The organism is Roseibium sp. MMSF_3544 (assembly GCF_030732845.1).
Taxonomy (GTDB): Bacteria; Pseudomonadota; Alphaproteobacteria; order Rhizobiales; family Stappiaceae; genus Roseibium.
Genome location: NZ_JASHKA010000032.1, coordinates 30,228 through 56,499 on the forward strand (window position 1 = coordinate 30,228; position 26,272 = coordinate 56,499).

The following is a 26,272-nucleotide window of genomic DNA, read 5'->3' on the forward strand; positions in this document are numbered from 1 at the left end:
GCGGATTGTGCGAGCGGCGCACAACCAAGTCAATATAGGCAAGAATGCGGGCACACTTTATCGTGCTCCTTCGCAAGCAGGCATGCGGGACAGTTTAAACACGCGTGCGCGACCGCTCCAGCAAATGCGTTGTCAGCCGAACGTAGCGGCAACCTTGCTTAACGGCGACGGCCTTCGTCGAAACCAAAAACGACCTTGACGCTCGCCCCCTGAGGAATGGTGAAACTTTCCTCGACGATCGTCCACTTTTCCGCGGGTGCAGCTTCAGCAAGCGTGACCGGAACCGTCAGAATTTCGGAACTGAGCGGCTTCGCGTCGGCGCCGCCCGGAACGATGGCAACGCGAATCGGCAACTTGATTTCTCCCCCCTTCCAGGCGGGACCCGGTGTCGCATCACCGGAAAAACCGATTTTCATCAATCTCTGGCCATCCGCCTGACTCGTGCAGGTGTTTGCCCAATCTTCGATGGTCGCCTGATAGAGCAGACCTTCCTGCTGGTCCTGCTTACCGCGCACATAGTTTCTGATCAGGAAAGTCCCGGAATTCAGCTGCATGGGCGGGCACGGCACTGGCGGCGCAAAGGTTTCAGGCGAGACTTCGATCGGCTCCTGACCACCGCTGATGATCGTGCTGGCGACATCGCTGCCCGCACCGCAGCCAGCCAAAGTCGCCGCGCACACGCCAGCGGCCAGGAATGTCTTCAACTTCTCACAGGTTACGGCCTGAAACGCACTGATCATCATCTACCCATCTGATCGAATAGCAACTTGGCGGAGTGTCATAGCAGGTGAACATTTGCTTGGCGAGGCTTGATCTTGAGAATGCTTGAACCAGCTCAATGTGGCCGAAATAGTGTGCATCGACTTGACAGAAATGACCTTGAACCCCTTATTGCGGCCAGACAGGATTGCTAAAAGTGCATCATGACAAAGCCAACTGAAGACAAGTCGCCCCTTTCCATCAAGCTTTGCGCGCCGCGCGGCTTTTGCGCCGGCGTCGACAGGGCGATTCAAATCGTTGAACTCGCGCTGGAAAAGTACGGACGCCCCGTCTATGTGCGCCACGAAATTGTCCATAACAAATTCGTGGTCGACGGTCTGAAGGCCAAGGGAGCCGTCTTTGTTGAAGAGCTCGACGAGATTCCGGCCGGAGACACGGACCGTCCGGTGATCTTTTCGGCTCACGGCGTTCCCAAATCCGTCCCGGAAGATGCGCAGGCGCGCAACATGTTCTATCTCGACGCGACCTGCCCGCTGGTGTCCAAGGTGCACAAGGAAGCGGAAATCCACTTCCGCCGTGAGCGCGAAGTGCTCCTGATCGGACATGAGGGACATCCGGAAGTCATCGGTACAATGGGTCAGCTCGAACCGGGCAGCGCAACCCTGATTGAAACCGAGGCCGATGCGCGTGCCTATGAGCCGAAATCCGACAAGGCGCTTGCCTATATCACCCAGACCACCTTGTCCGTGGACGACACGGCGGGGATCGTCGCTGTTCTGAAGGAACGGTTTCCGGACATCGTCGCGCCGCACAAGGAAGACATCTGCTACGCCACCACAAACCGGCAGGAAGCGGTGAAGCACGTCGCCCCCGACGTCGAGGCCATGGTTGTCGTCGGTGCGCCCAACTCCTCCAACTCGCAGCGCTTGAGGGAAGTTGCCGAACGCGCAGGGTGCAGGGTGGCTGTCCTGATTCAGCGCGCAAGCGACATTAATTGGCAGGAATTCGAAGGAGTCCGGTCTCTCGGTTTGACAGCAGGTGCATCCGCACCGGAAACTCTGGTAGAGGAAATCATCAGCGCTTTCGCCGAACGGTTTGAGGTCACCGTAGAAACCGTGCGAACCGCTGAAGAAACGATTTCCTTCAATCTGCCGCGGCAACTCAGGGACTTTGTCTCCTCAGCCCAGGCGGCTAGCGGATAAGATCATGGCCGTTTACACCGAAGTGACCGATGAGGAATTGAACGACTTCATCGGTTCATATGACGTCGGGCGTCTGTTGTCGTTCAAAGGCATTGCAGAAGGCGTCGAGAACAGCAACTTCCTGGTTCATACCGACAAGGCCTCCTTCATCCTGACGCTCTATGAAAAACGGGTGAACCCAAACGACCTGCCCTACTTTCTCAACCTCATGCAACATCTCGCTGTGAAGGGTCTTTCCTGCCCCACACCCGTGCCCTCCAGGGACGGCAGACTGTTGGGCAAGCTTGCAGGGCGTCCTGCAGCGCTCGTCACCTTTCTGGAAGGCATGTGGGTCAAGCGTCCGCGCGCGGAACATTGTGCCGAACTCGGCAAGGCAATGGCGGAGTTGCATCTGGACGGTCAGGACTATGACGGCTTCCGGGAAAACGCATTGAATGTCGGTGGTTGGCGGCCACTCTACGATCAATGCAGTGCGCGAAGTGACAGTGTCCACCCGGGACTGGGAACCGAAATCGCGCGCGAGCTCGATCACTTGGAGGCCAATTGGCCGTCGAACCTGCCGAGCGGCGTCATCCATGCCGATCTTTTTCCGGACAACGTATTTTTCCTCGGCAACGAGCTCTCCGGGCTGATCGATTTCTATTTCGCCTGCAACGATGCCTTTGCCTACGATATCGCGATCTGCCTCAATGCCTGGTGCTTCGAGACAGACCTGTCTTTCAACGTGACAAAGGCGCGCGCGCTGTTGAAAGGATACACCTCCGTCCGGCCGCTCAATTCAGATGAATATGACGCCCTGCCGACACTCAGCCGCGGTGCCGCTTTAAGGTTTCTTCTCACCCGCCTTTATGACTGGCTCAGTGTTCCGGAAGGCGCCCTCGTCACACCCAAAGATCCGATGGAGTACGTCAAGAAACTCAAGTTTCACCAGACGATCAGTGGCACGGAGGCTTACGGGCTGGAACGATGAGTACCGCGAACCGTGTGACGATCTTTACCGACGGGGCCTGTTCGGGAAACCCCGGGCCCGGTGGCTGGGGTGTGCTGCTGCGATTCGGCGAGCACGAGAAGGAGTTGCACGGCGGCGAACCCGAGACCACCAACAACCGCATGGAGTTGACGGCGGCGATCGAGGCACTGAACGCACTCAAGCGCCCTTGTGCCGTCGACCTTTACACCGACAGCACTTATGTCCGCAGCGGCATCCGCGAATGGCTGGACGGCTGGAAACGAAAGAACTGGCGGACATCTGCGAATAAGCCGGTGAAGAACGCCGATCTCTGGCAAGCCCTTGATGCGGCCCGGGAGCGGCATGAGGTGACCTGGCATTGGGTCAAGGGACATGCCGGTCATCCGGACAATGAACGTGCTGACGAACTGGCGCGAACCGGCATGGCACCTTATAAGAACGGCGAATAGGTCAGACCGTGATAAAATAGGCTGATAGATTAGATACAGCAGACGTCTTCCAATCACCGGCCCCGCCTGCAACGCAAGGGATGTCACGTGAGAGTATTCTGGTGGTCCGCCCCAGCTTCGACGCGCCACGTCGTACCGGATATCCCCGACGCCGTGTTGATCATGGCCAATCCGACATCCGGCGGATACAAAGCCGAATTCCTGGACAGTGTCAGAACGCGGCTGGAGGATCACGGCTACAGAACCATGATCCGGCTTACACGCCATGCCGGCGAGATCGGTGACGTTTGCTCAAACCCGTCCCTCAGGGTGAAAACGCTCGTAGTGGCAGGAGGGGACGGTTCGATAAACGAAGCACTGACCGGATTCCAGAACCACCCGGACCCGCCCCAGCTGGCGGTCGTTCCCTTTGGAACGGCAAACGTACTTGCCCTTGAACTCGGCTTGCCCAGGACCCCGCGTTCGATTGCCGACATGATCGCGCGTCAGAAGACAAAACCGCTTCACTACGGCATGGCAAATGGTCATCCCTTCGTGCTCATGGCATCAGCAGGATTCGACGCGGAAGTCGTGCATGCGGTGCCGCTCGCGCTCAAGCGCAAACTGGGCAAGCTGGCTTATGTCATCACCGCACTACGCCTTGGATTCAAGCGTGAGGCGACACCGCTGGAAATATCGCTGGACGGCAAGACATTTCAAGGCAAGTTCGCCGTCGCCAGCAACGCACGCCACTACGGCGGCCCGTTTGTCATCTGCCCGAACGGTGCGACCGATCCCGGGCTGCACATGCTGGTGCTTGAAAAAGACGATCCCTGGTCGTCCTTGTGCTATGGAATTGCGCTTCTTCGCGGACGAATTCACAAGGCACGGGGTGCGCACATAAAACCGTTCTCAACGGCAACGATCACCTCACCCACACATGTTGCAGCTCAGGTCGACGGAGACCCGTTCGGCGCAACACCGCTGGATATCAGGCAAACCCACAAGACCGTGCCTGTCCTGGTGCCGTGATCCGGACACACTCGACCCAACCCGTGTAAGCTGCAGCAGGTCTCGCGGATCAGGCAGATTCGGCTTCTGCAGGCATCTTGCGAAGGATCTTGGTGGCTTCGGCGGCCGACATGGCTTCACCGAAGAAAAAGCCCTGAGCGTATTCGCAGCCGAGCTGATAGAGCTCCAGCGCATCTGCTTCGTTCTCTGCCCCTTCGGCAACCACCGACATGCCGAGATCATGCCCCATCGCAACGATCGTCCTGAGCAGAACCGGCCGCGCTGACGAGCCGTTCGGCTTCACGAATGACTGGTCGATCTTGATCGTGTCGAACGGGAAACGCTGCAGATAGGACAAGGACGAATGACCCGTGCCGAAGTCATCCAGCGACAGACCTGCACCGAGGCTGCGTAGCCGTTCCATGACCTTTGCCGAATATTCCGGATTGGACATGACGAGGGACTCGGTCAACTCGAGCTTCAGCGTTCCCGGCTCCAGAGAGGTCCTGGAAAGCACTGCCTTCACGTCGTTGATGAGATCCTGTTTGAGGAGCTGCCGCGACGACAGGTTGACTGATGCAAAGAGCGGCCGCTGCATCGGGTATTCGCGCTGCCAGAACGCAAGCTGCTGCGCGCCCTTGTCCAGGACATACATGCCCAGTTCGTTGATCAGGCCGGACTGCTCGGCGATCGGAATGAACTCGGACGGTGCAATCTTTCCCTTCTTGGGATGGCTCCAGCGCGCCAGGACCTCGTAACCTGCAATCGACTGATCCTCGAGCCGGATGATCGGCTGGAAGAAAACACCGAGCGTCTCCTTCTTGATGGCTTCCCGAAGGTCCGCTTCCAGATCGACGATGTTCTTGTCGAGCGGACGCAAGATCGGCCGGAACACTTCCTGCCGGTCACCGCCAAGCCGCTTGGCGTGGTTGAGAGCAATTTCGGCGTTGGTGAGCATGTCCTCAACAGCCTCTTTGCCGCCCTCAAAAAACGCGATCCCGACCGAGCAGGTCAGGAAGATCTCCCGATCTCCGAAAGTGATCGGGGCCCGGACCGCCTTGCGCAGGGAATCTGCCAGGGCGACGATCCTGTCCGGTTCCTGTTCCGACAGAAGCACCAGGCCGTACTGGTCGCCTGACAGCCTTCCAAGTGTGTCCTGCTGGCCGATCAGCCGGCCAAGGCGGCGCGCAACGGTCAAGAGGATGCTGTCACCTGCAGACAGGCCGATGCTGTCGTTGACCTGCTTGAAGCGGTCCAGATTGAGCACGAGCAGGGTCGGTTTGGAGGTTTCTTCGGCTTTTGCACGCACAACACTGGTGCGCAGCCGGTCGACGAAAAGTTCCCGGTTCGGCAGACCCGTCAGGTTGTCGTGGACCGCGTCGTGGAGCAGCCGTTCCTCCGCCGTGCGCTCCTCGGTCACGTCCAGCAGCGTTCCGACGCAACGGATCACTTCGCCGTCCGACCCGATGATCGGCCGGGCCCGTAGCCTGAACCAACGGAAATGACCGTCTTCCGATCTTAAACGGAAGGTCTGCATGACTTTGCCGCGCCGTTGATCGATGACCGCATCCAGGGTTGCCCGGAAGCGATCCCGGTCCTGGGGATGCAACACCTCCAGCCAGTCACGTGCCGGGCCTTCGAGCGCGCCGCGTTTGAGATTGAGCAGTTCCTCGACTTCGTTCCCGGTATAGATGCGGTCGCGGTCGATGTCCCAGTCCCAGATGATGTCGCCGGCACCGGTAAGCGCAAGCGCTTTGCGTTCGACATCTGAAATAAGGCCCTGGGCGATCGCACCGCCTGCAAAGGCGTGCTGCATCACGGTGAAACCGATGAGAAGAACGATCAGCACAAGACCGCCGCCAAGAGCCGGCTGTACAATGTCGTTGGAAAGGTAGCCGGTCACGGTCATGGCCGAACCGATCAGCCAGGCGATCAGAAGGCACCAGGTCGGGATCAGCAGGATCGCGCGATCGTACTGCTGGAAGGCAAGGACTGCGATGGTGATGAAGCCGAGAGCACCGATTACGGCGAGCGACAGACGCGCGATACCGGCTGCGATCGACGGATCCCAGACTGCGACGCCCAGCAGACCGAGGATCAGGATCAGTGTTGTCAGCGCCAGGTGCGAATAGTGAATGTTCCAGCGATTGAGATTGAGATAGGCGTACAGAAAGATCAGCAAACTGGCCGCGAGCATCACTTCCGCGCAGGACCGCGCGAGCTGACTTCCGCCGCCGTCGAGATTGAAGACGAGGCCCCAGAAACCGAAGTCGATGCAAAGGTAGGCAAGAACCGACCAGGCGAGTGCCGCCGTCGCCGGGAACATGACAGTTCCCTTGACCACGAAAAGGATCGTCAGGAACAGCGCCAGCAGACCGGAGATGCCGAGAATGATGCCGCGGTATAGCGTATAGGCGTTGATCGTTTCCTTGTAGACGTCCGGCTCCCAGATCCTGACTTCAGGAAGGTTCGGCGTCGTCAGTTCTGCAACGAACGTGACAATGGAGCCGGGGTCGAGGGTCACCAGAAAGACGTCGGCTTCAAGGCTCTTCAGGCGTTCAGGTGCAATGCCCTGGCTGGGTGTGATCGCGGCGATGCGTGACGAACCAAGGTCCGGCCAAAACAGGTCCGAGCCGACCAGCTTGTAGTTCGGCGCGACAATCAGCCGGTCAATCTGCTCGTCGCTGGTGTTGGCGAGTGCAAAGACGGCCCAGTTGGTGTTGTTGCCATCAAGCGAGGGAACCTCGATGCGGCGCACGATGCCGTCGGCGCCAGGCGCAGTCGAGACCTGCAGGCGCGTTCCGGCGTTCCGGTGCATGTCGATCGAATTCGTGACATCGAGCGCTTCGATATCGATCGGCACCGGAATCGGCTCAAGGGCGTGCGCCGGCAAAGTCGCAACTGCCGAGATAATCAGGCAAAAAATAAATACGAAAGCCCCGATCACTCTGCTGACGGGCTCCGGTAACAAAATCGACATGAAGCGAAGAACTACCGGGTTGTGGCTCATGTCACAAGAATTCTTTCAAGATACCCTCAACGCTGGGCTTAATTTTTCCCGAAAGCGCCGCATGATCTTCCGCCAGACAGGCAAAAAGGAGATGGTCCTGCCAAGATCCGTTGATTAACAGATAGTTGCGCGCATAACCTTCTCGGTGGAAGCCCGCGTTTTCAAGCAGTCTTATGGAGGGCGCGTTCACCGGAATACAGGCCGCTTCGATACGATGGAGATTCAAGACGTCGAAACAAAAAGGCAGGATCATGGCAACGGCAGCGGACATGTGCCCTTTTCCGGCGTGGCGCTCCCCCATCCAATAGCCCAGTGTCGCAGTCTGGCTGACACCCCGGCGGATGTTGCTCAGCGTCAAACCGCCGAGAATCTGGTTTGGCCTTGACCGGAATAGGAAGAAGGTCAGGCTACGGCCATCCTTGCGGTCTCTGGCGTAGCGGCGCAGCCGCCGGCGGAAGCCGGACTTGGTCAGGTCGTCAGACGGCCAAAGCGGTTCCCAAGGCTTCAAAAACGCCCGGCTCTCACCCCGAAGTTCTGCCCATTCCTTGAAGTCGGACATGAGTGGCGGGCGCAGGTAATACCCGCCCGCCTCGATCAGCAGCTCGGCGTCATGTGATGATCCCGGCCGTAGCAACGCCATGCCCAGACCTCCGCAAGTTACAACGACGCCGCCCGCAGCACCGGCCCTTGCTCCAGCCGTCCGGCCAGTTCTGCCGCCGTCATGATACCATCGACGGGCCCAATGGCGGTCAAGGTCGGTGTGGTGCCGACGAAGGTTTCATAGGCAACCCTGCGGATATCTTCAGCCGTCACGGCCTCGATCTTGCTGGAGATCTCATCCGGGCCAAGAACGCGCCCGTGCACCAGGATCTGCCTTGCAATCTGGCCCGCACGTGCAGCGGGGCTTTCAAGAGCCATCATCAGACCAGCCCGGATTTGCGCCCGCGATCTGGCAACTTCGTCGTCGGTGATGGTCTGCGAGGCAGAAACGAGTTCGTTGGCAATCATCGGCATCAGCGCGGCCAGGTCTTCATGGCTGGTCGCCGCATGCAATCCGAACAGGCCGGTATCGGAAAAAGCCCAGTGGAAACTGTAGATGGCATAACAAAGCCCATGCTTTTCACGAATTTCCTGAAACAGGCGTGACGACATTCCGCCGCCCAGAACGGAGGCCAGTATCTGGATGGCGTAATAGTCCTTGGACTTGTAAGCCAGTCCTTCGAAACCCATCAGCACCTGAGCTTCCATCAGGTCCTTGGGTCGCAGCGTTTCACCGCCACCATATGTCGCCTTGGTGTCTTGCGAGGCGGCCTCGCTGCTGAACCCGCCGAATTTCTCGCGCGCCAGGGCAACAAACTCATCGTGATCAACCGCACCAGCAGCTGCCAGAACCATGTCTGGGCCGCGGTAGCGATCGGCAAGATAGGCGTTGAGTGCGTCCCTGTTGAACCCCTGAACCGTTTCGGGAGTTCCGAGAATGGGTCTTCCGATCGCCTGATCGGGCCAGGCGGTTCCCTGGAAAAGATCGAAGGCCTGGTCTTCCGGTGAATCGTTGGCAGCTCCGATCTCCTGAAGGATCACATGCTGTTCTCGAGCCAGTTCTTGCGCATCGAAGGTCGAATTCTGCAGAATGTCCGACAGAATATCGACAGCAAGTGGCATGTCTTCGGCCAGGATGCGCGCATAATAGTTGGTGTGCTCGATGCTGGTGGAAGCATTCAGTTCACCGCCGACCGCCTCAATTTCCTCCGCTATGCCACGCGCGGTCCGGGATCTGGTGCCTTTGAAGGCCATGTGCTCCAGGAGATGCGTGATGCCGTTTTGCTGCAGCGTTTCCGCGCGCGAGCCAGTGCGGACCCACACCCCAAGGGCCGCCGTTTTCAGATACGGCATCTGGTCAGTTACGACCGTCATCCCGTTTTCCAGGACCGTTGTTTGTACTTTCATATAGTCAGCTACACCCTGTCGGTGACGGCCCTGGCGTGACTTTCGATAAATCGTTCCACCACGCCCTGCTCTGCCGCCAAAACCTGCTGGCGCTCCTCCGCAGTCATCATGTCTTTCAAGTTGTCCGGCAATTCTGGCCGAACTCCCGACGCTTTTTCAACCGCATCCGGGAATTTTGCCGGATGAGCTGTTCCCAGGACCACCATTGGCACCGAACCGTCGTCATGGTCTTTCGCCACGTGAACGCCGATTGCCGTATGCGGGTCCAGAAGATAACCGGCAGCATCCCAGACTTCCGAGATTGTCGCTGCGGTCTCTTCCTCGTTGCAACGGCCCGCCCCAAAATGAGCGCGCATCGCCGCCAGAGGCCCGTTTTCTATCGTGAAGCTGCCCGACTGGGTCAACTGGTTCATCATCTGCTGGACCGCAGCACCGTCGCGTCCGCAGACCTCGGCCAAAAGCCGTTCGAAATTCGACGAAACCTGGATATCCATGGACGGTGATATTGTCGGCGTGACGCCCTTTTTCTCGTAGCGCCCGGTTTCGAGCGTCCGCGCCAGAATGTCATTCACGTTGGTCGCGACGATCAGTTTTTCGACTGGAAGCCCCATTTTCATGGCCGCATAACCGGCGAAAATGTCGCCGAAATTTCCGGTCGGAACCGTGAAGGAGATTTTGCGGTGCGGTGCGCCAAGCGCGGCTCCGGCAACAAAGTAGTAGACGATCTGCGCCAGAATACGCGCCCAGTTGATCGAGTTGACACCCGATAATGCAACCCGGTCGCGGAAGGCGAAATGGTTGAACATGCCTTTGACGATCGCCTGGCAGTCGTCAAAATTGCCAGTCAGCGCAAGGGCATGGACGTTGTGTTCCGCAGGCGTGGTCATCTGCCTGCGCTGAACGTTGGACACACGGCCGTCAGGAAACAGAATGAAAATATCCGTGCGCTCACGTCCCTTGAAGGCATCGATGGCGGCGCCACCGGTATCGCCGGACGTTGCCCCGACAATCGTCGCGCGCAAGCCTCTTTTGGTGAGCACGTAGTCCATCATGCGGCCGAGCAGCTGCATGGCTACGTCCTTGAAAGCGAGCGTCGGCCCGTGAAACAGTTCAAGAATGAAGGTGTTAGCTCCGGTCTGAACCAGAGGGGTCACCGCCGGGTGCCGGAAGCTTCCGTACGCCTCGCCGATCATTTTCTTCAGATCGGTCTCGGGGATTGCATCTCCAACAAAGGGGCGGATGACTTCGAGCGCAACATCGCCATATGGTTTTCCGGCAAAAGAGGCAATCTGATCCGGGCTGAATTGCGGCCAGGTTTCCGGAAGATAAAGACCGCCGTCGCGGGCCAGGCCCTGAAGAAGGACATCGGAAAACTCCAGAACCGGTGCTTCACCACGCGTACTGCTGTATTTCACCCTGTCACGTTCCTCTTTTTGATCGCTGGACATTACCTGCCAATGCCCACCGTCCAGACCCCCAGCCTACTTGAAACTCACCGGCTTTGAAACAAACCATGCCATTCAGCCGACTTACGCGCCATAACATTCAAGCGCAAGTCGCTTTTGGGTTAAATCATGACCGTGCGTGAACAGGAGCAGCGCCAGGACAACGGCGCTCGCAAAAATCAGGCGTGACCCGCATCGGAATAGAGCATGGCCGGATCTATGCCCAAGGATCCGAGCGCGCGATGCCACTTGGCGTCGAAGTCGGGATCGAACAGGATTTCCGGATCTGCGGGCGCCGTCAGCCAGCCGTTTGACTGGATTTCGTTTTCCAATTGTCCGGGAGCCCATCCGGCATACCCGAGAGCAAGGATCGCCTGTGCCGGACCATCACCTTGTGCGAGCGCGCGCAAAATTTCCAGCGTCGCGGTCAGGCAGATACCGTTGTCGATCGTCAATGTAGACTGGTTCAGCATGAAATCGTCGCTATGAAGCACGAAACCGCGTTCGACCTCGACCGGCCCGCCCTTGTGAACATTCATGTCGCGGACGCTTTCCGGCAAACGGATCGAGCCTTCGTCGTTCACGATATCGAGCTGGATGAGCAGTTCTTCTAGGGAAAGATGCCTTGCGACCTGATTGACCACCAGACCCATGGCCCCCTGGTCGGAATGTGAGCACAAATAAATCACGGAGTGTTCGAACCGGCTGTCTGCCATGCTCGGCATCGCAATCAGAAACTGTCCTTCAAGAGAGTCTGTTTCTTCGACTCCTGCCATGCGTACCTCAATAGGTGATTGACGCGCTCGATCAAAGGAAAGCATACCGCCTTTAAGAAGCTTTGTTAATGTCTGTTTCCGTTCAAAGCCGGCTCTCATCTCACATTACCGTAACGCGTCCGTCACGAGGAAATGACCCTCTCAGAGCAGACAGCCTCATGACGGCTGCAACAAACTCGTGTAGCACTGGGCCCATGATCAGAACCCTTGTCATCTCACTCGTTTTGCTTTTGAGCGCCCTTTCCCCTGGCCGTGCGGAAATGACCGACTGGGTGGAGGTCCAGGGAGGCGCGGTACGCCTGATATCGTCGGACGTTCTGCAGGACGGTCACTACCTTGCAGGACTCGAATTCCTCATGGAGCGCGGATGGCACACCTATTGGCGCTATCCTGGCGAAGCTGGCATACCGCCGCAGATTTCCGTCACCGGATCTGAAAACCTGAAGGCGCTTGAAATCCTTTATCCGGCACCTGAGCGCTACGACGACGGGTTTTCGCAATCGATCGTTTATCATGATGGCATCGTTCTGCCCTTCCGGGTCGAACCGCAGTCGCCGGATCAGGAAGCCAGGCTCGAAATCGAGGTGTTCTTCGGTATCTGCAAGGATATCTGCGTGCCGGGTGAAGCCATTTTGGCGCTCGACTTTGATCCCCGGGCCAGTGAGGACACGCTGTCTGCCAGATTGATCCGGCGCGACCTTGATGCGGTGCCTCACTCCGGGGCGCACGATACGCTCAAGGTCAGTTCCGTTTCCTCTGACGGGTCCGGCAACATTGTCATTGAAACCTCTGTTGCGGGCGGCTCCGACGCCGATCTCTTTGCGGCCGCACCGGAAGGCTCCTTTATCGGACTGCCGCAGCTCAAAGATAAATCGGGCGACAAGGCCGTGTGGCACCTGTCGAAAAAGGGGCTTGCACGCACGGATGACGATGATCAGTTGAGACTGGTCCTGACATCGGGTGGCGAGGCTATCGAACATCTGGAAGCCATTCCGGCCGACTGGATCAGCAAGAAGCCCTGAAGGTCGATCCGGTTCAATTCACTGCCATCCAAAACGTAGGTATTCGCGTCCGGACCACTCGACGGCGGACCAGCTCTGCCCTATTTTTGCTTCCGGCGAGTTCTTCATTCTGCCATCCAGCAAAAGGACATTCGATATGACAATCAAGGTTGGGGACCGTCTTCCGGACGCAACTTTCAAGACCATGACCAGCGACGGGCCCGGAGAGATGTCGTTGAGCGACCTGACCGGCGGCAAGACACTGGTGCTGTTTGGCGTTCCCGGCGCGTTCACGCCGACCTGCCACATGAACCATCTTCCGGGGTTTGTCGAGCACAGCGAGACGCTGAAGGGCAAAGGCGTCGATGACATTGCGGTAGTTTCGGTCAACGACGTGTTCGTCATGGATGCATGGGAAAAGGCATCCAACACGGGCGGCAAGATCACGTTTCTTGCCGATACCGGCGCCGACTTTGTCGACGCGCTCGGACTTGGACTTGGTCCGGCACCGATCTTCGGCCACTTGCGGTCCCAGCGGTTTGCACTGATCGCCAAGGATGGCGAAGTAACATTCCTGGCCGTTGAAGATGCCCCCAGCGACGCAACCAAGACCGGTGCTGCAGCGGTTCTGGAAGCGCTCGGCTGATTTAGTCAGCCTCTTTGCGATTACGCGGCCAGAGCATACTGGCCGCGTAGGTCAGGAACACGCCAACGAGCGTGGCAGCAAGCCCGAACCAGGTCAGTGCATAGCCGAGATGATCGTTCTTGAAACGCACGATGGTCTCCCCGGCCTGTGGCAATCCTGACGTGGGTGTGAAATCTGCATCAAGATCGATGCTGTAAGGCGCCAGCGTTCCGGCATCCAATCCCAACATGTTCCCCATCGCACCGGTATCGCGCGCAAACCATATTTTGTCAGACGCGTCAGGAGATGGTGTCGTCCAGTTCGGCTTTTCGCTCAACCTCAGCAAACCGGTCAATTCGATCGTCCCCTCCGGCGTCTCGAGCGCTGCGTCGCGGGCGGGATCGGCCAGACCTTGCGGCAAGAACCCCCGGTTGACGAGCAGGATCCATCCGTCCGTTGTTCGAACCGGCGCGTAGACCATAAGGCCCGGACCACTGGCCCGCCCTTGAGGGTCGGACAGCGCGGTATAGTAGAACGTATTGCCATCCAGGAATTCGCCCGTCACTTTCACGTGCCGGTAATCATCGGTTTCGCCAATTTCCTGCCACGTGTCGGGACCGGGCGCTTCGACCGGCGGCTTTAGAACACCGGCTTCAACCTGCGCGATGAGGTTCGTTTTCCATTCGAGCCGGTTGAGTTGCCAGAACCCGAGATTCAACAGGATGATGAGACCGACAGCGGCTGCGATCGCAGGAATAAGAAGCTTCTTCAGTCCGCCCATGTGCTGGTCATTCTCTTTTGCTTGCTAGCCGTCCGAATCGTCCAGGCGGCCCTCTTCGGCCTGATGCCTGAACTGCAGTGCAATCATAAGGCCCTTTAGCGGGCGCAGAACCGAGGCGGCAAGAACGACGGTCAGGGGCAGCCACAGCAAGAGATGCAGCCAAATCGGCGGTTGGAAGGACAGTTCGACAAACAGGACCAGTCCGACAACGATGAACCCCACGATCATGATGACAAAGACGGCAGGTCCGTCCCCGCTGTCTGCAAAGGAATAGTCCAGCCCACAGGCCGAACAGGAAGACCTGACGCTCAAGAACCCGTCGAAAAGCCTGCCCTGCCCGCACCGGGGACATTTGCCTGCCAAGCCCGCAGAAACCGGATTGACGGGAGGAAAGTGCGCCTTGTCTTCCATGTTTCCTACTTCCGGGCCTGAAAACCAAAGCGCCCGGTCCGTCTGGCAGACCGGGCGCTTGAGACTTTGGAGTATCCGATCGACCTAGTGCGCCGCGGGTGTGCCTGCGCCCCAGATATAAATGGCGACAAACAGGAACAGCCAAACGACGTCAACGAAGTGCCAGTACCAGGCGGCGGCTTCGAAACCGAAATGCTTTTCCTGTGTGAACTGTCCAGCCATTGCTCTGAGCAGGCAGACCAGCAGGAATATTGTTCCGATGATCACATGGAAGCCGTGGAAACCGGTCGCCATGAAGAACGTTGCGCCGTAAATGTTGCCGGAGAACGAGAAGGCAGCGACACCGTATTCATAGCCCTGAATGATCGAGAACAAGAGGCCGAGCAGCACGGTGAGGGTGAGGCCCCATTTCAGGCCTTCCCTGTCATTGTGCAGCAACGCGTGGTGCGCCCAGGTCACGGTGGTGCCCGAGCAAAGCAGGATCAGCGTGTTGAGAAGCGGCAGATGCCAGGGATCAAAGGTCAGAATGCCATCCGGCGGCCAGTGTCCGCCGGTTGCTTCCACACGGCTGAACTGGATGGCTTCGCCGGCAAACAGCGCTGCGTCAAAGTAAGCCCAGAACCAGGCCACGAAGAACATCACCTCAGAGGCGATGAACAGCAGCATGCCGTAGCGCAGATGAAGCGAAACAACCGGTGTATGGTAGCCTTCCTGCGACTCCTTGATGGTGTCGCTCCACCACCCGTACATCACGTAAAGAACCACCAGCAGACCGACGGCGAACAGGCCCCAGCCTGCGTTGGCAAAATTGATGCCGAACAGATCGAAGGAGTTGCCCGATGCGTACTTCATCCACGCGATTGCACCAATCGCCAGAATAAACGCGCCGATCGACCCGATGAAGGGCCAGGGACTTGGCTCCACAAGGTGGTAATCGTGGTTTTTGGTATGTGCCTCAGCCATCGGCAAGCTCCCCAAACACAGTCATTTCATGCGCGTTCAGCGCAATCGCTCACAAATTCGTTTCAGCAGCAGGCGCCTCGGCCCGTGCTGCAACAGGTTTTTCCGGTTCTTCCACCGGGAAGAACGTATACGACAAAGTGATTTCCTTCACGTGTTTCAGCTCAGGATCCTTGTCCATTTCCGGATCGACAAAGAAGACGACCGGCATTTCGACGGATTGTCCAGCCTCAAGCGGTTGCTCGGTAAAGCAGAAACAATCCAGCTTGTTGAAGTAGGCGCCGGCGCTCGGCGGCCAGACGTTGTAGGTCGAGGTTCCGACATTCGCTTCGGACCCGATATTTGTCGCGACATAGGCAAGCTGTCCGCTTTCGCCCATTTTCAAGGTGACCGACCGTTGCTCCGGCTTGAAATCCCAGGGCAAGCTGCGATTGACGTTGCCGTCAAATCGGATGGTCACCACCCGGTCGATGACATAATCACTTTCACTGTCGGCAACCTGCGTGGTGCCGCCGAAACCCGTTACGCGGCAAAACAGGTCGTAGAGCGGCACAGCCGCGTAGGCTGCTCCGATCATCAGGCCAAAGACGCTCACGCAAACGACCGCGACCTTGCGGTTGCTCTTCGAAATGTCCGGTCTGTCCTGCTCGTTGCTCACGCGCGTTTCCCTATAAAGCCCTGTCCATGATACCCGGTCCCAATTTGACGATTGTGACCACGTAAAACAGCACCACCAGTGCCAGCAACACGACCGCAATTGCAATCGAGCGCGAACGCCGCTTCTTCTGTTGCTCAGGCGTCAACCTGACGCCCTGTTGATCTTCCGCCATCATGCAAGCACTCCTGCAATCAGGCTTTCGGCAAGCAGAATGGCAAAGAGCATGAACAGATAGAAGATCGAGAATTTGAACAGATTGACGCAGGCCTTGCGGGCGACATCGCCTTCACGCTTGCGCCAGACATCGGCAGCAAGCGCCACGAAAGCCGCTCCCAGCAACGCGGCGGCGACACCGTAGACCGGGCTCGCATAGCCAAGCAGGTAGGGTGCTACACCGATCGGCGCCAGCAGAAGCGAATAGGCCAGAATTTGGTGGCGGGTGTTTGTTTCCCCGGCGACAACAGGCAGCATCGGAACGCCCGCGTCACGATAGTCCCCGCTCTTGAAGAGGGACAGCGCCCAGAAATGGGGTGGCGTCCACATGAAGATGATCAGAAAGAGCACGAAGCTCTCAAGGCTGACCGAGCCGGTCACGGAGGCCCATCCGATCATGGGTGGAAAAGCGCCGGCGGCGCCACCAATCACGATATTCTGCGGTGTCGCCCGCTTCAGCCACATTGTGTAGACGACGACATAGAAGAAGATCGTGAAGGCCAGAAAGGCGCCCGCAAACCAGTTCACCAGCAGTCCGAGCGTGACGACGGAACCAATCGACAGCGTCATACCGAATGCAAAGGCTTCCTCACGGGTGATCTTGCCAGCAGGGATCGCACGCTTTCGCGTGCGCGACATGACTTCGTCGATATCGGCGTCGTACCACATGTTCAGCGCCCCGGAGGCGCCGGCACCGATGGCGATACACAGGATCGCGACCGCACCAATAACCGGATGAAGGGCCCCGGGGGCCAGCATCATTCCGACAAATGCGGTGAAGATGACGAGGGACATCACGCGCGGCTTCAGAAGCGAGACGTAGTCGCCCACTGACCCCATTCCGCCGTCCCAGACGGCGCTGTCCTGACTGATCGTATCCTGGCGCTCGACGAGCGACATGGGCGCGTCCTTCATATTCCGTTTGCCGATGTGCCACCCACTGGCGGCTGACCCAGTTCCGGGCCCGGCATTTCTCGTTAAAGGAGCACCGCGCCGGGCGCCGGCGCGGTGCTGATCTCGAGCGGAGGCGCGGCCTCCGTCCGCGGATTACTTGATCCGCGGCAGGGTTTCGAACTGGTGGAACGGCGGCGGAGAAGACAGTGTCCACTCCAGAGTCGTTGCACCTTCGCCCCACGGATTGTTTCCGGCAACGCGCTTCTTGGCGTAGGCCTCATAGATACCGTAGAGGAACACCAGAACCGCGAAGGCGGAGATGTAGGATCCGATAGAGGACACAAAGTTCCAGCCTGCCAGCGCATCCGGATAGTCGGCATAGCGACGTGGCATGCCGTTCAGTCCGAGGAAGTGCTGCGGGAAGAACACCAGGTTCACACCGATGAAGGTAATCCAGAAATGGGCCTTACCAATCGTCTCGTTGTACATGTACCCGAACATCTTCGGGAACCAGTAGTACCAGCCCGCAAAAATCGCGAACACGGCACCCAGAGACAGAACGTAGTGGAAGTGGGCCACAACATAGTAGGTGTCATGGAAGGCGCGGTCGAGACCGGCGTTCGCCAGCTGCACCCCTGTCACACCACCCACGGTGAACAGGAAAATGAAGCCGATTGCCCAGACCATCGGTGTCTTGAACTCGATGGAGCCGCCCCACATTGTGGCGATCCAGGAGAAGATCTTAACGCCGGTTGGAACCGCGATCACCATCGTTGCCGCGACGAAGTAAGCCTGGGTCTCGGTGGACATGCCGACGGTGTACATGTGGTGCGCCCACACGATGAAACCGACCACGCCGATGGCGACCATGGCATAGGCCATGCCGAGGTATCCGAAAATCGGCTTGCGGGCGAAGGTCGAGATGATGTGGCTGACGATGCCGAAGCCCGGAAGAATCAGAATGTACACTTCCGGGTGACCGAAGAACCAGAACAGGTGCTGGAACAGGATCGGGTCACCGCCGCCGGAAGGCGTGAAGAAAGTGGTGCCGAAGTTGCGGTCCGTCAGGAGCATGGTGATAGCGCCTGCGAGAACCGGCAGAGACAGCAGGAGCAGGAATGCGGTGATCAGAACCGACCATGCGAACAAAGGCATCTTGTGCAAGGTCATGCCCGGCGCACGCATGTTGAAGATCGTCGTGATGAAGTTGATCGCACCAAGAATGGACGAAGCACCTGCGATGTGAAGCGACAGGATCGCAAGATCCATGGCAGGACCCGGCTGCGCCGTTGTGGACAGCGGCGGGTAGATCGTCCAGCCGCCACCGACGCCGTTGCCTCCCGGAGGTCCTTCAACAAACAGCGACAAAATCAGAAGCAGAAACGCCGGAGGAAGCAGCCAGAACGAAATGTTGTTCATCCGCGGAAACGCCATGTCAGGCGCACCGATCTGGATTGGAACGAAATAGTTCGCATAGCCGCCGATCATGGCCGGCATGACCATGAAGAAGATCATGATCAGGCCGTGTGCGGTGGTGAAGACGTTGAACATGTGCGGGTTGCTGAAGATCTGCATCCCGGGTTCCTGCAGCTCCATCCGCATACCGACACTGAGTGCACCGCCCACGATCCCTGCAAAGATCGCGAACCCGAGATACAACAAGCCGATATCCTTGTGGTTGGTCGAATAGACCCACCGCCGCCATCCGTAAGGATGGTCATGTGCCGCATGTGCTTCGCTCGCAGCCATTTGAGGCTCCCTCTTTACCTACCTTCAGCAGCGCCGCGTCCAATCGCGCGTTGCCGGACAAATGAAAGTCGCCGCGTTATTTCGCGGCGACAGAAATGTCTTCGTTGCTGCCTTCAGCAAGCTTCTTTTCCGCATTGATGGAGGCCATCAGCTGCTGGTTCGCCGTATCCAGATCTTCCTGGGCAGCACTCGCCCAAGTCTGGAACTGATCCTTGGAAACGACCCGAATGGCAATCGGCATAAAGGCATGGTTGATGCCGCAAAGCTCAGAACACTGGCCGTAGTAGACGCCTTCCTCGCGTGCATTGAACCACGTTTCGTTCAAGCGTCCCGGGATAGCGTCGATCTTGAGCCCCATGGACGGCATCGCGAAGGCATGGATCACGTCTTCGGCGGTCACCTGGAGACGAACCGTCGTGTCGACCGGGACAACGAGGTCATAGTCGACGGCCAAAAGGCGCGGAACTTCATTGACCGTAACGCCCCGCTCAGCGGCAACTTCCTGCCTGGCCTGGAGGTCGGCTTCCGGATCGAGCGCATCTCCGACCATGTAGGAGTCGAAATAAAGCTCGCCCATGTTCTCGTCAGTGTACTCGTAGCCCCAGTACCACTGATATCCGATGGCCTTGATCGTCATTTCGTATTCGGGAATGTCCAGCTGCTTGTAGAGCAACCGGAAGGACGGGATCGCGATCACCACCAGGATCAGGATGGGAACAACGGTCCAGACGACCTCGATCATCGTGTTGTGCGAGGTGCGCGAGGGCACCGGGTTCGCCTTGGCGCTGAATTTCACCATGCAGATGACCAGCAGAGCCAGAACGAACAGTGTGATCACCGTAATGATAATCAAAGTGAAGTTGTTGAACCAACTGATGTAGTCCATCACCTCGGAAACCGAGGCCTGAAAGCCAAGCTGCCAGTTCGACATCCCCGATTCCGCTGCCAGGGCCGCAGTGGACACTCCGGCAAAAGCGGCCGCCATACCGGCCATTGTCATGAGACGCTTGAAGATTGCCTTCACGTCCGCGCTCCCTTCCCTCAGCCGTTACATAACGGCACATGCATACATTCCGGCCCTAACATCCGGCCCAATCGGGTCGGGCAGTAACGGGCTTGTCGCCACTTCGCAAGCCTTTATCTGCCGGCACCGCGTATCGGGTCAGACAATTGGATGACCGGACTATAACCATAAATCCCTTTTAAGGGCGATGGTTACAATCGGGCAGAGCGGCGATCTGCCGCATCATCCCAACGACACCTTCATGCCGCACAAAAACCACAAGAAACGCCATGCTGCAACGGAATTTCCAACTTTTCACAGCCAGTGGAAGCGGTTGTCCGATTGACGCAAGTCAACGACACGCTGATTTTCGACAAAAATTGAGGCTAATCGTCGGGCCGAACCCTGGTCAGGCTGGAAACGCGCGCCGTCATGCGGCAATGTCTGGCCGGGATTAAACAATGATTCGCAGGGCGGCTGTCCCACTTCAGCCATGCACCCGCAGGATCGGACAACGATTGACCGGAGGATTTCTTGTCAAATCACACACAGCAGTCCTTCATGACCCGCTGCGCCGGATGGTCCCGGCGGTCTGCGACACGGCTTGGAGCCGTCGCAGCGCTCCTGATCGCGTCTCTCTCACAAGCAAATCTGCCGGCACAAGCGCAGGGGGAAGTTCGTTCCTCGCATGGTGATTGGCAAATGCGCTGCGATACGCCTCCTGGTGCTTCGAGCGAGCAATGCGCTCTCATTCAGAATGTGACGGCGTCCGATCGCGAAAACGTCGGTCTATCTGTGATCATTTTGAAAACGGCGGACAAGCAGGCCCGCATCCTGAGGGTTCTTGCGCCGCTTGGTGTGCTGTTGCCGTCCGGTCTCGGCCTGCGCGTCGACAACGCGGATATCGGCCGTGCGGGTTTCGTCCGCTGCCTGCCGAATGGCTGCATTGCCGAAGTCATCTTGGAAGACGAGCTGCTGACGAAACTGAAAGCAGGCGGACAAGCAACCTTCATTATTTTCCAGACGCCGGAAGAAGGCATCGGCATTCCGATTTCGCTGAACGGTTTTTCCGACGGGTTCGACACCCTCCCGTAAGCCACCCCAAACTACCGCACTAACGAAGGCGCCCCGTTACTCTGCGGGTGCGTCCTGTTGATCCTTGGGTGCCCTCTTGCGCGGCGTTACCTTGTGCAGGCGGTCAGACCCGGCGAACAGTCCTTGCTCAAGCTGCACGTTGATGCGTTCCTGGTCGCGTCCGCGCACGTCCTCTTCAATCTGGTCGATCCGGTCAAGCGGTGTTCCGAGCGCTTCCAGCGCGGCGCGGCCGAAGACCACGCTCGACTCAAAGGTTTCGCGGATCTGGAAGTCCACGCCGCGTCTCCTGAGGTCGAGATAGTGCGCGCGATCGGTCGCCCGGCAGAAAATCTGCGCGTCGGGAAACCCTTCCCGGATCAGGTCGATGGCCTTGCCCATCACCTTGTCGTTCTCAACACACATGGCGACAAGCGCAGCCTTTCCGGCCCCTGCCGCGGCCAAGACGTCCGCGCGGGTCGCATCGCCGTAATAGACCTTGTAGCCCTGCTTGCGGGCGTAGTCGATGCGGTCGGGCCGGTTGTCGATCGCGGTGATTTCCAGGCCCTCGGAGGTGAGGATCTGGGCAACGACCATGCCGAAGCGTCCAAAGCCAATGACGAGAACGGTCGGCGCTGCCTCCTCGAATGTCTCGATCGAAGGATTTTCAACGCCACGCGCCTTGACCCTTGTTGCGAGCTTGTCCAGTCCGAGACAGGCGAGCGGGGTGAGCAGCATCGTCAGGATAACAATCGCGTTGAGCAGATTGGCGGTTTGATAGGTCAGCAGGCTGTTGCTGACGGCAGCCGTAAAGAGCACAAACGCAAACTCGCCGCCCTGCGGCAGGGTCACCGCAATACGCAGTGCATCTGAATTTGGCGAGCCTGTCCCGCGCGACAGGCCCCAAAGGAAAACTCCCTTTAGTCCCATGACCACCGCTACGCCGGCGGCCACAACCATCCAGTTTTCAATCACCAGGGACACATCGAGCGACATGCCGACAGCAACGAAGAAAAGCCCCATCAGCAACGACCGGAAAGGCTCGATATCAGCCTCGAGCGTATGCCGGAAACTCGATTCGGCCAGAAGAACGCCGGCCAGGAACGCGCCCAGAGCCATGGAGAGACCGACAGAATGCATGATCCCCGCGCTGCCAAGCGCCACCAGAAGCGCCGCCGTTAGCATCACCTCCCGTGCGCGGCTCGCTGCAAGAAACAGAAAGATCGGCGAGATCAGATAGCGGCCCGTCAGGACAACCGCGGCGACAGCACCCAGAACGATCAGAACTTCGCTTGCAATTTCCGTTGCCGTAGACGGCCCTTCTCCGGGCGCCAGAATGGCCACCATGGCCAAAAGGGGGACAATGGCGATGTCCTGCAGCAGCAAGATCCCAAAGGCCCGTTGCCCGTAGGGCGACGATAACTGGCCGCGCTCCTGCAGGATCTGAAGGGCAAACGCAGTCGAAGAGAGCGCCAGGCCAAAACCGGCAACAAACGCCGTGGGATACGGCAAGCCAACCAGACGCCCAATTGCAAACAGGCATATCCCGGTCAGGACCACCTGGGCAGTGCCAAGGCCGAAAATGTCGCGCTTCATGCGCCAGAGTTTGCTGGGGTCGAGCTCAAGCCCGATGACGAACAGCAACAGGACAACCCCAAGCTCTGCGACATGAAGAACATCTTCGCCGGAGCCAAGCAGCTGCAGCCCATGCGGACCTATTGCCGCGCCCGCTGCAAGATAGCCAACCACAGATCCAAGCCCCAGGCGCTTGGCGATGGGCACGGCAACGCAGGTTGCGGCCAGAAACACAATCGATTCAGCAAAAAACGGAGGTGCGCCCTCTGCGGCCATCCCTTCTCCTCTGCCATCCGGAGGAACGTCCATATGTTCCGGTGCGTCCAAAACCCGGAATATGATTCGATGTTAGCAAAATCCGGCCGGGTTAACTTTGACAAATCTAAAAATGCATAACTTTGATGGTCGAAAAGCGATTGTAACAGGCAACATAGCCCAATTCTTTAGATCGTTCCGTCAATCCGATTGAAAGCAGATCAAGGCGTTGAGAAACAGGTTCAAGAGACATCTTGAGCTTGGAAACTGCCCTTGCTTCAAGAAGACAATATCTTGAGCCTTGTGAAGCAGTTAGCCTGGTCGCTTAACAGCGCAAATTACCTTGTCAAAAACAACAATAATCAAATCAGCTGATTCTCGTTCAGGAAATCGCGGAGCTCACTGGCTGACGTGTACACATGTCCAACGAGCCCGGCCTCCACCGCGCCTGCGACATTCGCCGGGTTGTCGTCAATGAACGCGCTGGCCTGAGGAGCGTGCCCGTATCTGGCACAGACACGCTCGTAGATTTCCGGATCCGGCTTTCTGGCCTTGAACTCTGCAGACACATGCGCCTTGTCGCCGAAAATCTCGATCATGTCGGGTGCGCAAAAGGGAAGAGCCGCCTTAAGCATCATGCCGTTGTTGGTCAGAAGTGCCATGTCCGCCCGCACACGGATCCGGCGGGCAAGGTCCAGAACCTCAGGCCTTGCCCGCATCATTTTCCGCCTGATGTCCACCCAGGTATCGAAGTCGATCGGGTAGCCGAGCAACTCGGCGTATTGCGCCAGATAGCCCTCCGCCGTGTCAGGTGAACCGGCTTCTGCTTTCGTCTCGTGAGGACCGCCCCAGACGGCGGCATCGATCTCAGCCGCGGGCCGACCGGTCAGCTTCTCCAGCAATTCAAGGCGGATCTGGTGATCGTAGTCGTAGAGCACCTGGTCCATGTCGAAGACGACGAAGCTGATATCCGGCATCTGGCGTTCCTGTCCGGCTTCAAATCAAACGGCGGTACCGCCGACCGTCATTTCGTTGATGCGCATCGAAGGCTGGCCGACACCGACCGGAACGCCCTGCCCCTGCTTGCCGCAGGTACCCATGCCCGGGTCAAGCTTCATATCGTTGCCGATCATCGTCACGCGCGTCAGCGCGTCGGGGCCATTGCCGATCAGCATTGCGCCTTTCACCGGAGCGCCAACCTTGCCGTTTTCGACCCTGTAGGCCTCGGTGCAGGAGAACACGAACTTGCCGGACGTAATGTCGACCTGGCCGCCGCCGAACGAAACGGCATAGATCCCGTCCTTCACCGAAGCCAGGATTTCCTCCGGTTCCTTGTCACCGGACATCATAACAGTGTTGGTCATGCGCGGCATGGGAATATGGGCGAAAGACTGCCGACGGCCGTTGCCGGTCGGTTCCATGCCCATCAACCGCGCATTCTGACGGTCTTGCATGTAGCCCGTAAGGATGCCGTCTTCGATCAGAACCGTGCGTCCTGAAGGTGTTCCCTCATCGTCGACCGTAAGCGAGCCGCGCCTGTCCGGAATGGTACCGTCATCGACAATCGTGACACCCGGCGACGCCACGCGCTCGCCCATCAGCCCGGCAAAGGCCGACGTCTTCTTGCGATTGAAGTCGCCTTCAAGACCGTGACCGACCGCCTCGTGCAAGAGAATTCCGGGCCAACCCGGGCCAAGCACCACGTCGAAGGATCCGGCAGGGGCCGGAACCGCTTCCAGATTGACGAGCGCCTGACGCAGAGCCTCGTCCACCCCGCCCTGCCAGTTTTCCATGGTGATAAAGCGTTCGAAACCTTCGCGGCCGCCACAGCCGAAAGAACCGCTTTCCTGGCGCTCGTCATTGCCCGCGACAACGGAGATCGACAGGCGCACCATCGGTCGGACATCGCGTACAAGATGGCCGTCGGCGCGCAGGATCTCCACGACTTGCCAGGAGCCGGCGATCGACGCGGTGACCTGTCGCACACGCGGATCCTTTGCCCTGGCATAGGCGTCAATTTCCTGAAGCAGCTTGACCTTGTCTTCAAAACTCGGACCACCGAGTGGATTGGCGTCAGTATAGAGCGACTGATTGGTGCGTGATGGCGCCGCGGCATAGCTTCCGGAATAGCCCTTTCTGACCGCACTGACCGCATCGGCAGCACGTTTCAGCGCGGCTTCAGAAATGTCGCCCGCATGCGCGTAGCCCGCCGCCTCACCGGCCACAGCCCTTAGACCAAACCCCTGAGCGGTGTCGTAGTTGGCGCCCTTAAGGCGTCCATTGTCGAAGACCAGTCCCTCTGTCTGCCGGTATTCGACAAACAGCTCCCCGTCATCGGCACCCGAAAGGGCCTCTTGCGTAATCCGCTTGGCTGCGTCCAGCCCAAGGCCCGAGGTTTCAATGAGGTCGGTTGTTGAAAGTGTCATGTGCCTGTCCTGTTTTCGCCCCGCTCGGAGCGCGCGTCCGCCTGTCGTGGCGCAGCGTTGCTAAAGCTGTTCCTCTCAACATAGGTGCATCGCGCCATTTTTTCACACGAAAAGCCCGAAAATCCACTTGAGGTAATTTTAACTTGAGTTTAACATTCAACTTAAATCATCCCGGCTACGCGCCGCGAGCCAGCCTGACCTTTCGATCGGCCCAGCCAAATCCCCGAATATTCCAACAGAACCGCCGCAAGCTTGCGACTGCGGACCAGGAACGTACATGTCCAGTTTCTTTAAAGCGCCGGACGGCGGCGGTCTGAATTCCTTCCACGGTATCGCCGCTTCACGCGGCGACGGTCTCCATCCGCTGCTTCTTGAGGCAATTTCGAAATCCGGTTCCGTTTCCGGTCCACCCGCCGAAAGCGAAACGACCGATGACAATGTGATTTCGGTAGAGTTCGGCTCACAGGTGACTGCTGCCACCGATAACCGTGAGGCAGCAAAGTGAAATCGGTTCTCGTTGCCATGCATCTTGTTGCCTGCCAGCCCGATCTCTTGATCTGCGAGGACATGTCGGTCAACGCAAAACGTTGGGCCGACATAGAAACCTGCCGACAGGATCGGGCGCTGGAAATGGCCCGCCTGAAACAGGACCTTCCGAACTGGGCCGTCGTGATGTCGCGTTGCCGCTATCTGATTGGTCGGGATGCTCGGTCGACACCAGCGTTCTGAATAAGTTGGCTGTTTATTTGGTCGACGACTTGCCCGCCATGCGCTATCTGCCGTAAAAGACAGGATCAATTTTTCGCGCAGCAAAACAGCACATCGGCCAACATGAACCGTTACGAAAACCCCAGAGTTCCAAGCGAAGCCCGCGTCCGTTACCTGGATGGTGACTATCAGGTCGAGACGCCGGGAACCTTTGTGCGCTGTGCGGTCACCGGAGCCGCTATCCCGCTGGACGAGCTGAAATACTGGTCAGTGGAGCGCCAGGAAGCCTATGTCGATGCCAAGGCATCGATGAAGCGGCATCTTGAAACGCGCTGAGGCGCGCTCCAGACCTGATCACTCTAGGGTACGGACTCATAAATGAAGTCAATTTGGTTTGGATCGTTTTGACCAGCGGCAAGGAGCGAAAGCGCAG

27 protein-coding genes are annotated in these 26,272 nt (G+C 58.3%); 10 read left to right on the forward strand and 17 right to left on the reverse strand.

From position 1 onward, the window contains the following. Nucleotides 1–158 precede the first annotated feature (158 nt). On the reverse strand, nucleotides 159–743 hold the full coding sequence (locus RBB47_RS28085; RefSeq protein ID WP_305989239.1) for a hypothetical protein: 585 nt from the start codon (nucleotides 741–743) through the stop codon (nucleotides 159–161). A 180-nt stretch (nucleotides 744–923) separates the two neighbouring features. Between RBB47_RS28085 and ispH the strand changes: the two genes are divergently transcribed. The 4 genes from ispH to RBB47_RS28105 all read left to right on the forward strand — a co-directional run bounded on the left by ispH (nucleotide 924) and on the right by RBB47_RS28105 (nucleotide 4,352). Further along, nucleotides 924–1,922, forward strand: a complete 999-nt coding sequence (gene ispH / locus RBB47_RS28090; protein ID WP_305989240.1) for a 4-hydroxy-3-methylbut-2-enyl diphosphate reductase — start codon at nucleotides 924–926, stop codon at nucleotides 1,920–1,922. A gap of 4 nt (nucleotides 1,923–1,926) precedes the next feature. Further along, nucleotides 1,927–2,892 (forward strand): homoserine kinase, encoded by a 966-nt coding sequence (gene thrB, locus RBB47_RS28095; protein ID WP_305989241.1) that lies wholly within the window; start codon nucleotides 1,927–1,929, stop codon nucleotides 2,890–2,892. Continuing rightward, nucleotides 2,889–3,341 (forward strand): ribonuclease HI, encoded by a 453-nt coding sequence (gene rnhA / locus RBB47_RS28100; protein WP_305989242.1) that lies wholly within the window; start codon nucleotides 2,889–2,891, stop codon nucleotides 3,339–3,341. The genes thrB and rnhA overlap by 4 nt, the downstream gene beginning before the upstream one ends. An 87-nt stretch (nucleotides 3,342–3,428) precedes the next feature. Beyond that, nucleotides 3,429–4,352: a diacylglycerol kinase family protein gene (locus RBB47_RS28105; RefSeq protein ID WP_305989243.1), complete on the forward strand. Its 924-nt coding sequence runs from the start codon at nucleotides 3,429–3,431 to the stop codon at nucleotides 4,350–4,352. 49 nt (nucleotides 4,353–4,401) lie between these two features. Here the strand turns inward: RBB47_RS28105 and RBB47_RS28110 are convergent, their stop codons facing one another. The 5 genes from RBB47_RS28110 to RBB47_RS28130 all read right to left on the reverse strand — a co-directional run bounded on the left by RBB47_RS28110 (nucleotide 4,402) and on the right by RBB47_RS28130 (nucleotide 11,509). Next, nucleotides 4,402–7,311, reverse strand: a complete 2,910-nt coding sequence (locus tag RBB47_RS28110; protein WP_305989244.1) for an EAL domain-containing protein — start codon at nucleotides 7,309–7,311, stop codon at nucleotides 4,402–4,404. A gap of 31 nt (nucleotides 7,312–7,342) precedes the next feature. Further along, nucleotides 7,343–7,981, reverse strand: coding sequence for a GNAT family N-acetyltransferase (locus RBB47_RS28115; RefSeq protein ID WP_305989245.1), 639 nt, complete (start codon nucleotides 7,979–7,981; stop codon nucleotides 7,343–7,345). A gap of 17 nt (nucleotides 7,982–7,998) precedes the next feature. Further along, nucleotides 7,999–9,288, reverse strand: coding sequence for a pitrilysin family protein (locus RBB47_RS28120; RefSeq protein ID WP_305989246.1), 1,290 nt, complete (start codon nucleotides 9,286–9,288; stop codon nucleotides 7,999–8,001). An 8-nt stretch (nucleotides 9,289–9,296) separates the two neighbouring features. Further along, nucleotides 9,297–10,703, reverse strand: a complete 1,407-nt coding sequence (gene thrC, locus RBB47_RS28125; RefSeq protein ID WP_305989264.1) for a threonine synthase — start codon at nucleotides 10,701–10,703, stop codon at nucleotides 9,297–9,299. A gap of 209 nt (nucleotides 10,704–10,912) precedes the next feature. Then, nucleotides 10,913–11,509, reverse strand: coding sequence for a YqgE/AlgH family protein (locus RBB47_RS28130; RefSeq protein ID WP_305989247.1), 597 nt, complete (start codon nucleotides 11,507–11,509; stop codon nucleotides 10,913–10,915). A 194-nt stretch (nucleotides 11,510–11,703) separates the two neighbouring features. Between RBB47_RS28130 and RBB47_RS28135 the strand changes: the two genes are divergently transcribed. Then, complete coding sequence (locus tag RBB47_RS28135; protein WP_305989248.1) at nucleotides 11,704–12,531, forward strand: protein-disulfide reductase DsbD domain-containing protein; 828 nt, start codon at nucleotides 11,704–11,706, stop codon at nucleotides 12,529–12,531. A 136-nt stretch (nucleotides 12,532–12,667) separates the two neighbouring features. Continuing rightward, nucleotides 12,668–13,156, forward strand: coding sequence for a peroxiredoxin (locus RBB47_RS28140; protein ID WP_305989249.1), 489 nt, complete (start codon nucleotides 12,668–12,670; stop codon nucleotides 13,154–13,156). A 1-nt stretch (nucleotide 13,157) separates the two neighbouring features. Here the strand turns inward: RBB47_RS28140 and RBB47_RS28145 are convergent, their stop codons facing one another. From RBB47_RS28145 to coxB, 8 genes are all read right to left on the reverse strand, one after another. Beyond that, nucleotides 13,158–13,916: an SURF1 family protein gene (locus tag RBB47_RS28145; protein WP_305989250.1), complete on the reverse strand. Its 759-nt coding sequence runs from the start codon at nucleotides 13,914–13,916 to the stop codon at nucleotides 13,158–13,160. Between the two features lie 24 nt (nucleotides 13,917–13,940). Continuing rightward, the gene (locus tag RBB47_RS28150; protein WP_305989251.1) at nucleotides 13,941–14,327 is read right to left on the reverse strand and encodes a DUF983 domain-containing protein; all 387 of its coding nucleotides are present in this window, start codon (nucleotides 14,325–14,327) and stop codon (nucleotides 13,941–13,943) included. Nucleotides 14,328–14,411: 84 nt separating this feature from the next. Beyond that, entirely contained in the window at nucleotides 14,412–15,290 is an 879-nt protein-coding gene (locus RBB47_RS28155) for a cytochrome c oxidase subunit 3 (protein ID WP_305989252.1), read from the reverse strand. Nucleotides 15,291–15,339: 49 nt separating this feature from the next. After that, nucleotides 15,340–15,945, reverse strand: a complete 606-nt coding sequence (locus RBB47_RS28160; RefSeq protein WP_305989253.1) for a cytochrome c oxidase assembly protein — start codon at nucleotides 15,943–15,945, stop codon at nucleotides 15,340–15,342. Between the two features lie 10 nt (nucleotides 15,946–15,955). Further along, complete coding sequence (locus tag RBB47_RS28165; protein WP_305989267.1) at nucleotides 15,956–16,120, reverse strand: hypothetical protein; 165 nt, start codon at nucleotides 16,118–16,120, stop codon at nucleotides 15,956–15,958. Continuing rightward, a complete protein-coding gene (locus RBB47_RS28170; RefSeq protein ID WP_305989254.1) occupies nucleotides 16,117–17,058 on the reverse strand; it encodes a heme o synthase in 942 nt (313 codons plus the stop codon). Before RBB47_RS28170 ends, RBB47_RS28165 begins: the two co-directional genes overlap by 4 nt. Nucleotides 17,059–17,205: 147 nt before the next feature. Next, nucleotides 17,206–18,801, reverse strand: a complete 1,596-nt coding sequence (gene ctaD / locus RBB47_RS28175) for a cytochrome c oxidase subunit I (RefSeq protein ID WP_305989255.1) — start codon at nucleotides 18,799–18,801, stop codon at nucleotides 17,206–17,208. A 76-nt stretch (nucleotides 18,802–18,877) separates the two neighbouring features. Then, nucleotides 18,878–19,801 carry a cytochrome c oxidase subunit II gene (gene coxB, locus RBB47_RS28180; protein WP_305989265.1) on the reverse strand — a complete coding sequence of 308 codons (924 nt, stop codon included), beginning with the start codon at nucleotides 19,799–19,801 and terminating at the stop codon, nucleotides 18,878–18,880. A gap of 564 nt (nucleotides 19,802–20,365) precedes the next feature. Here coxB and RBB47_RS28185 point away from each other — a divergent pair. Beyond that, the gene (locus RBB47_RS28185) at nucleotides 20,366–20,899 is read left to right on the forward strand and encodes an invasion associated locus B family protein (protein WP_305989266.1); all 534 of its coding nucleotides are present in this window, start codon (nucleotides 20,366–20,368) and stop codon (nucleotides 20,897–20,899) included. 36 nt (nucleotides 20,900–20,935) lie between these two features. On the opposite strand, the gene RBB47_RS28190 is transcribed toward RBB47_RS28185, so the two are convergent. The 3 genes from RBB47_RS28190 to tldD all read right to left on the reverse strand — a co-directional run bounded on the left by RBB47_RS28190 (nucleotide 20,936) and on the right by tldD (nucleotide 25,131). After that, on the reverse strand, nucleotides 20,936–22,726 hold the full coding sequence (locus RBB47_RS28190) for a monovalent cation:proton antiporter-2 (CPA2) family protein (RefSeq protein WP_305989256.1): 1,791 nt from the start codon (nucleotides 22,724–22,726) through the stop codon (nucleotides 20,936–20,938). Between the two features lie 341 nt (nucleotides 22,727–23,067). Continuing rightward, entirely contained in the window at nucleotides 23,068–23,682 is a 615-nt protein-coding gene (locus RBB47_RS28195; RefSeq protein ID WP_305989257.1) for an HAD family phosphatase, read from the reverse strand. Between the two features lie 24 nt (nucleotides 23,683–23,706). Continuing rightward, nucleotides 23,707–25,131, reverse strand: a complete 1,425-nt coding sequence (gene tldD, locus RBB47_RS28200; protein WP_305989258.1) for a metalloprotease TldD — start codon at nucleotides 25,129–25,131, stop codon at nucleotides 23,707–23,709. A gap of 277 nt (nucleotides 25,132–25,408) precedes the next feature. Here tldD and RBB47_RS28205 point away from each other — a divergent pair, with 277 nt between their 5' ends. The 3 genes from RBB47_RS28205 (at nucleotide 25,409) to RBB47_RS28215 (ending at nucleotide 26,175) form a co-directional block, all read left to right on the forward strand. Beyond that, entirely contained in the window at nucleotides 25,409–25,636 is a 228-nt protein-coding gene (locus tag RBB47_RS28205; protein ID WP_305989259.1) for a hypothetical protein, read from the forward strand. After that, complete coding sequence (locus RBB47_RS28210; protein ID WP_305989260.1) at nucleotides 25,633–25,860, forward strand: hypothetical protein; 228 nt, start codon at nucleotides 25,633–25,635, stop codon at nucleotides 25,858–25,860. Before RBB47_RS28205 ends, RBB47_RS28210 begins: the two co-directional genes overlap by 4 nt. Nucleotides 25,861–25,962: 102 nt before the next feature. Then, nucleotides 25,963–26,175 carry a DUF2093 domain-containing protein gene (locus RBB47_RS28215; RefSeq protein WP_305989261.1) on the forward strand — a complete coding sequence of 71 codons (213 nt, stop codon included), beginning with the start codon at nucleotides 25,963–25,965 and terminating at the stop codon, nucleotides 26,173–26,175. The last annotated feature ends 97 nt before the right edge of the window (nucleotides 26,176–26,272 follow it).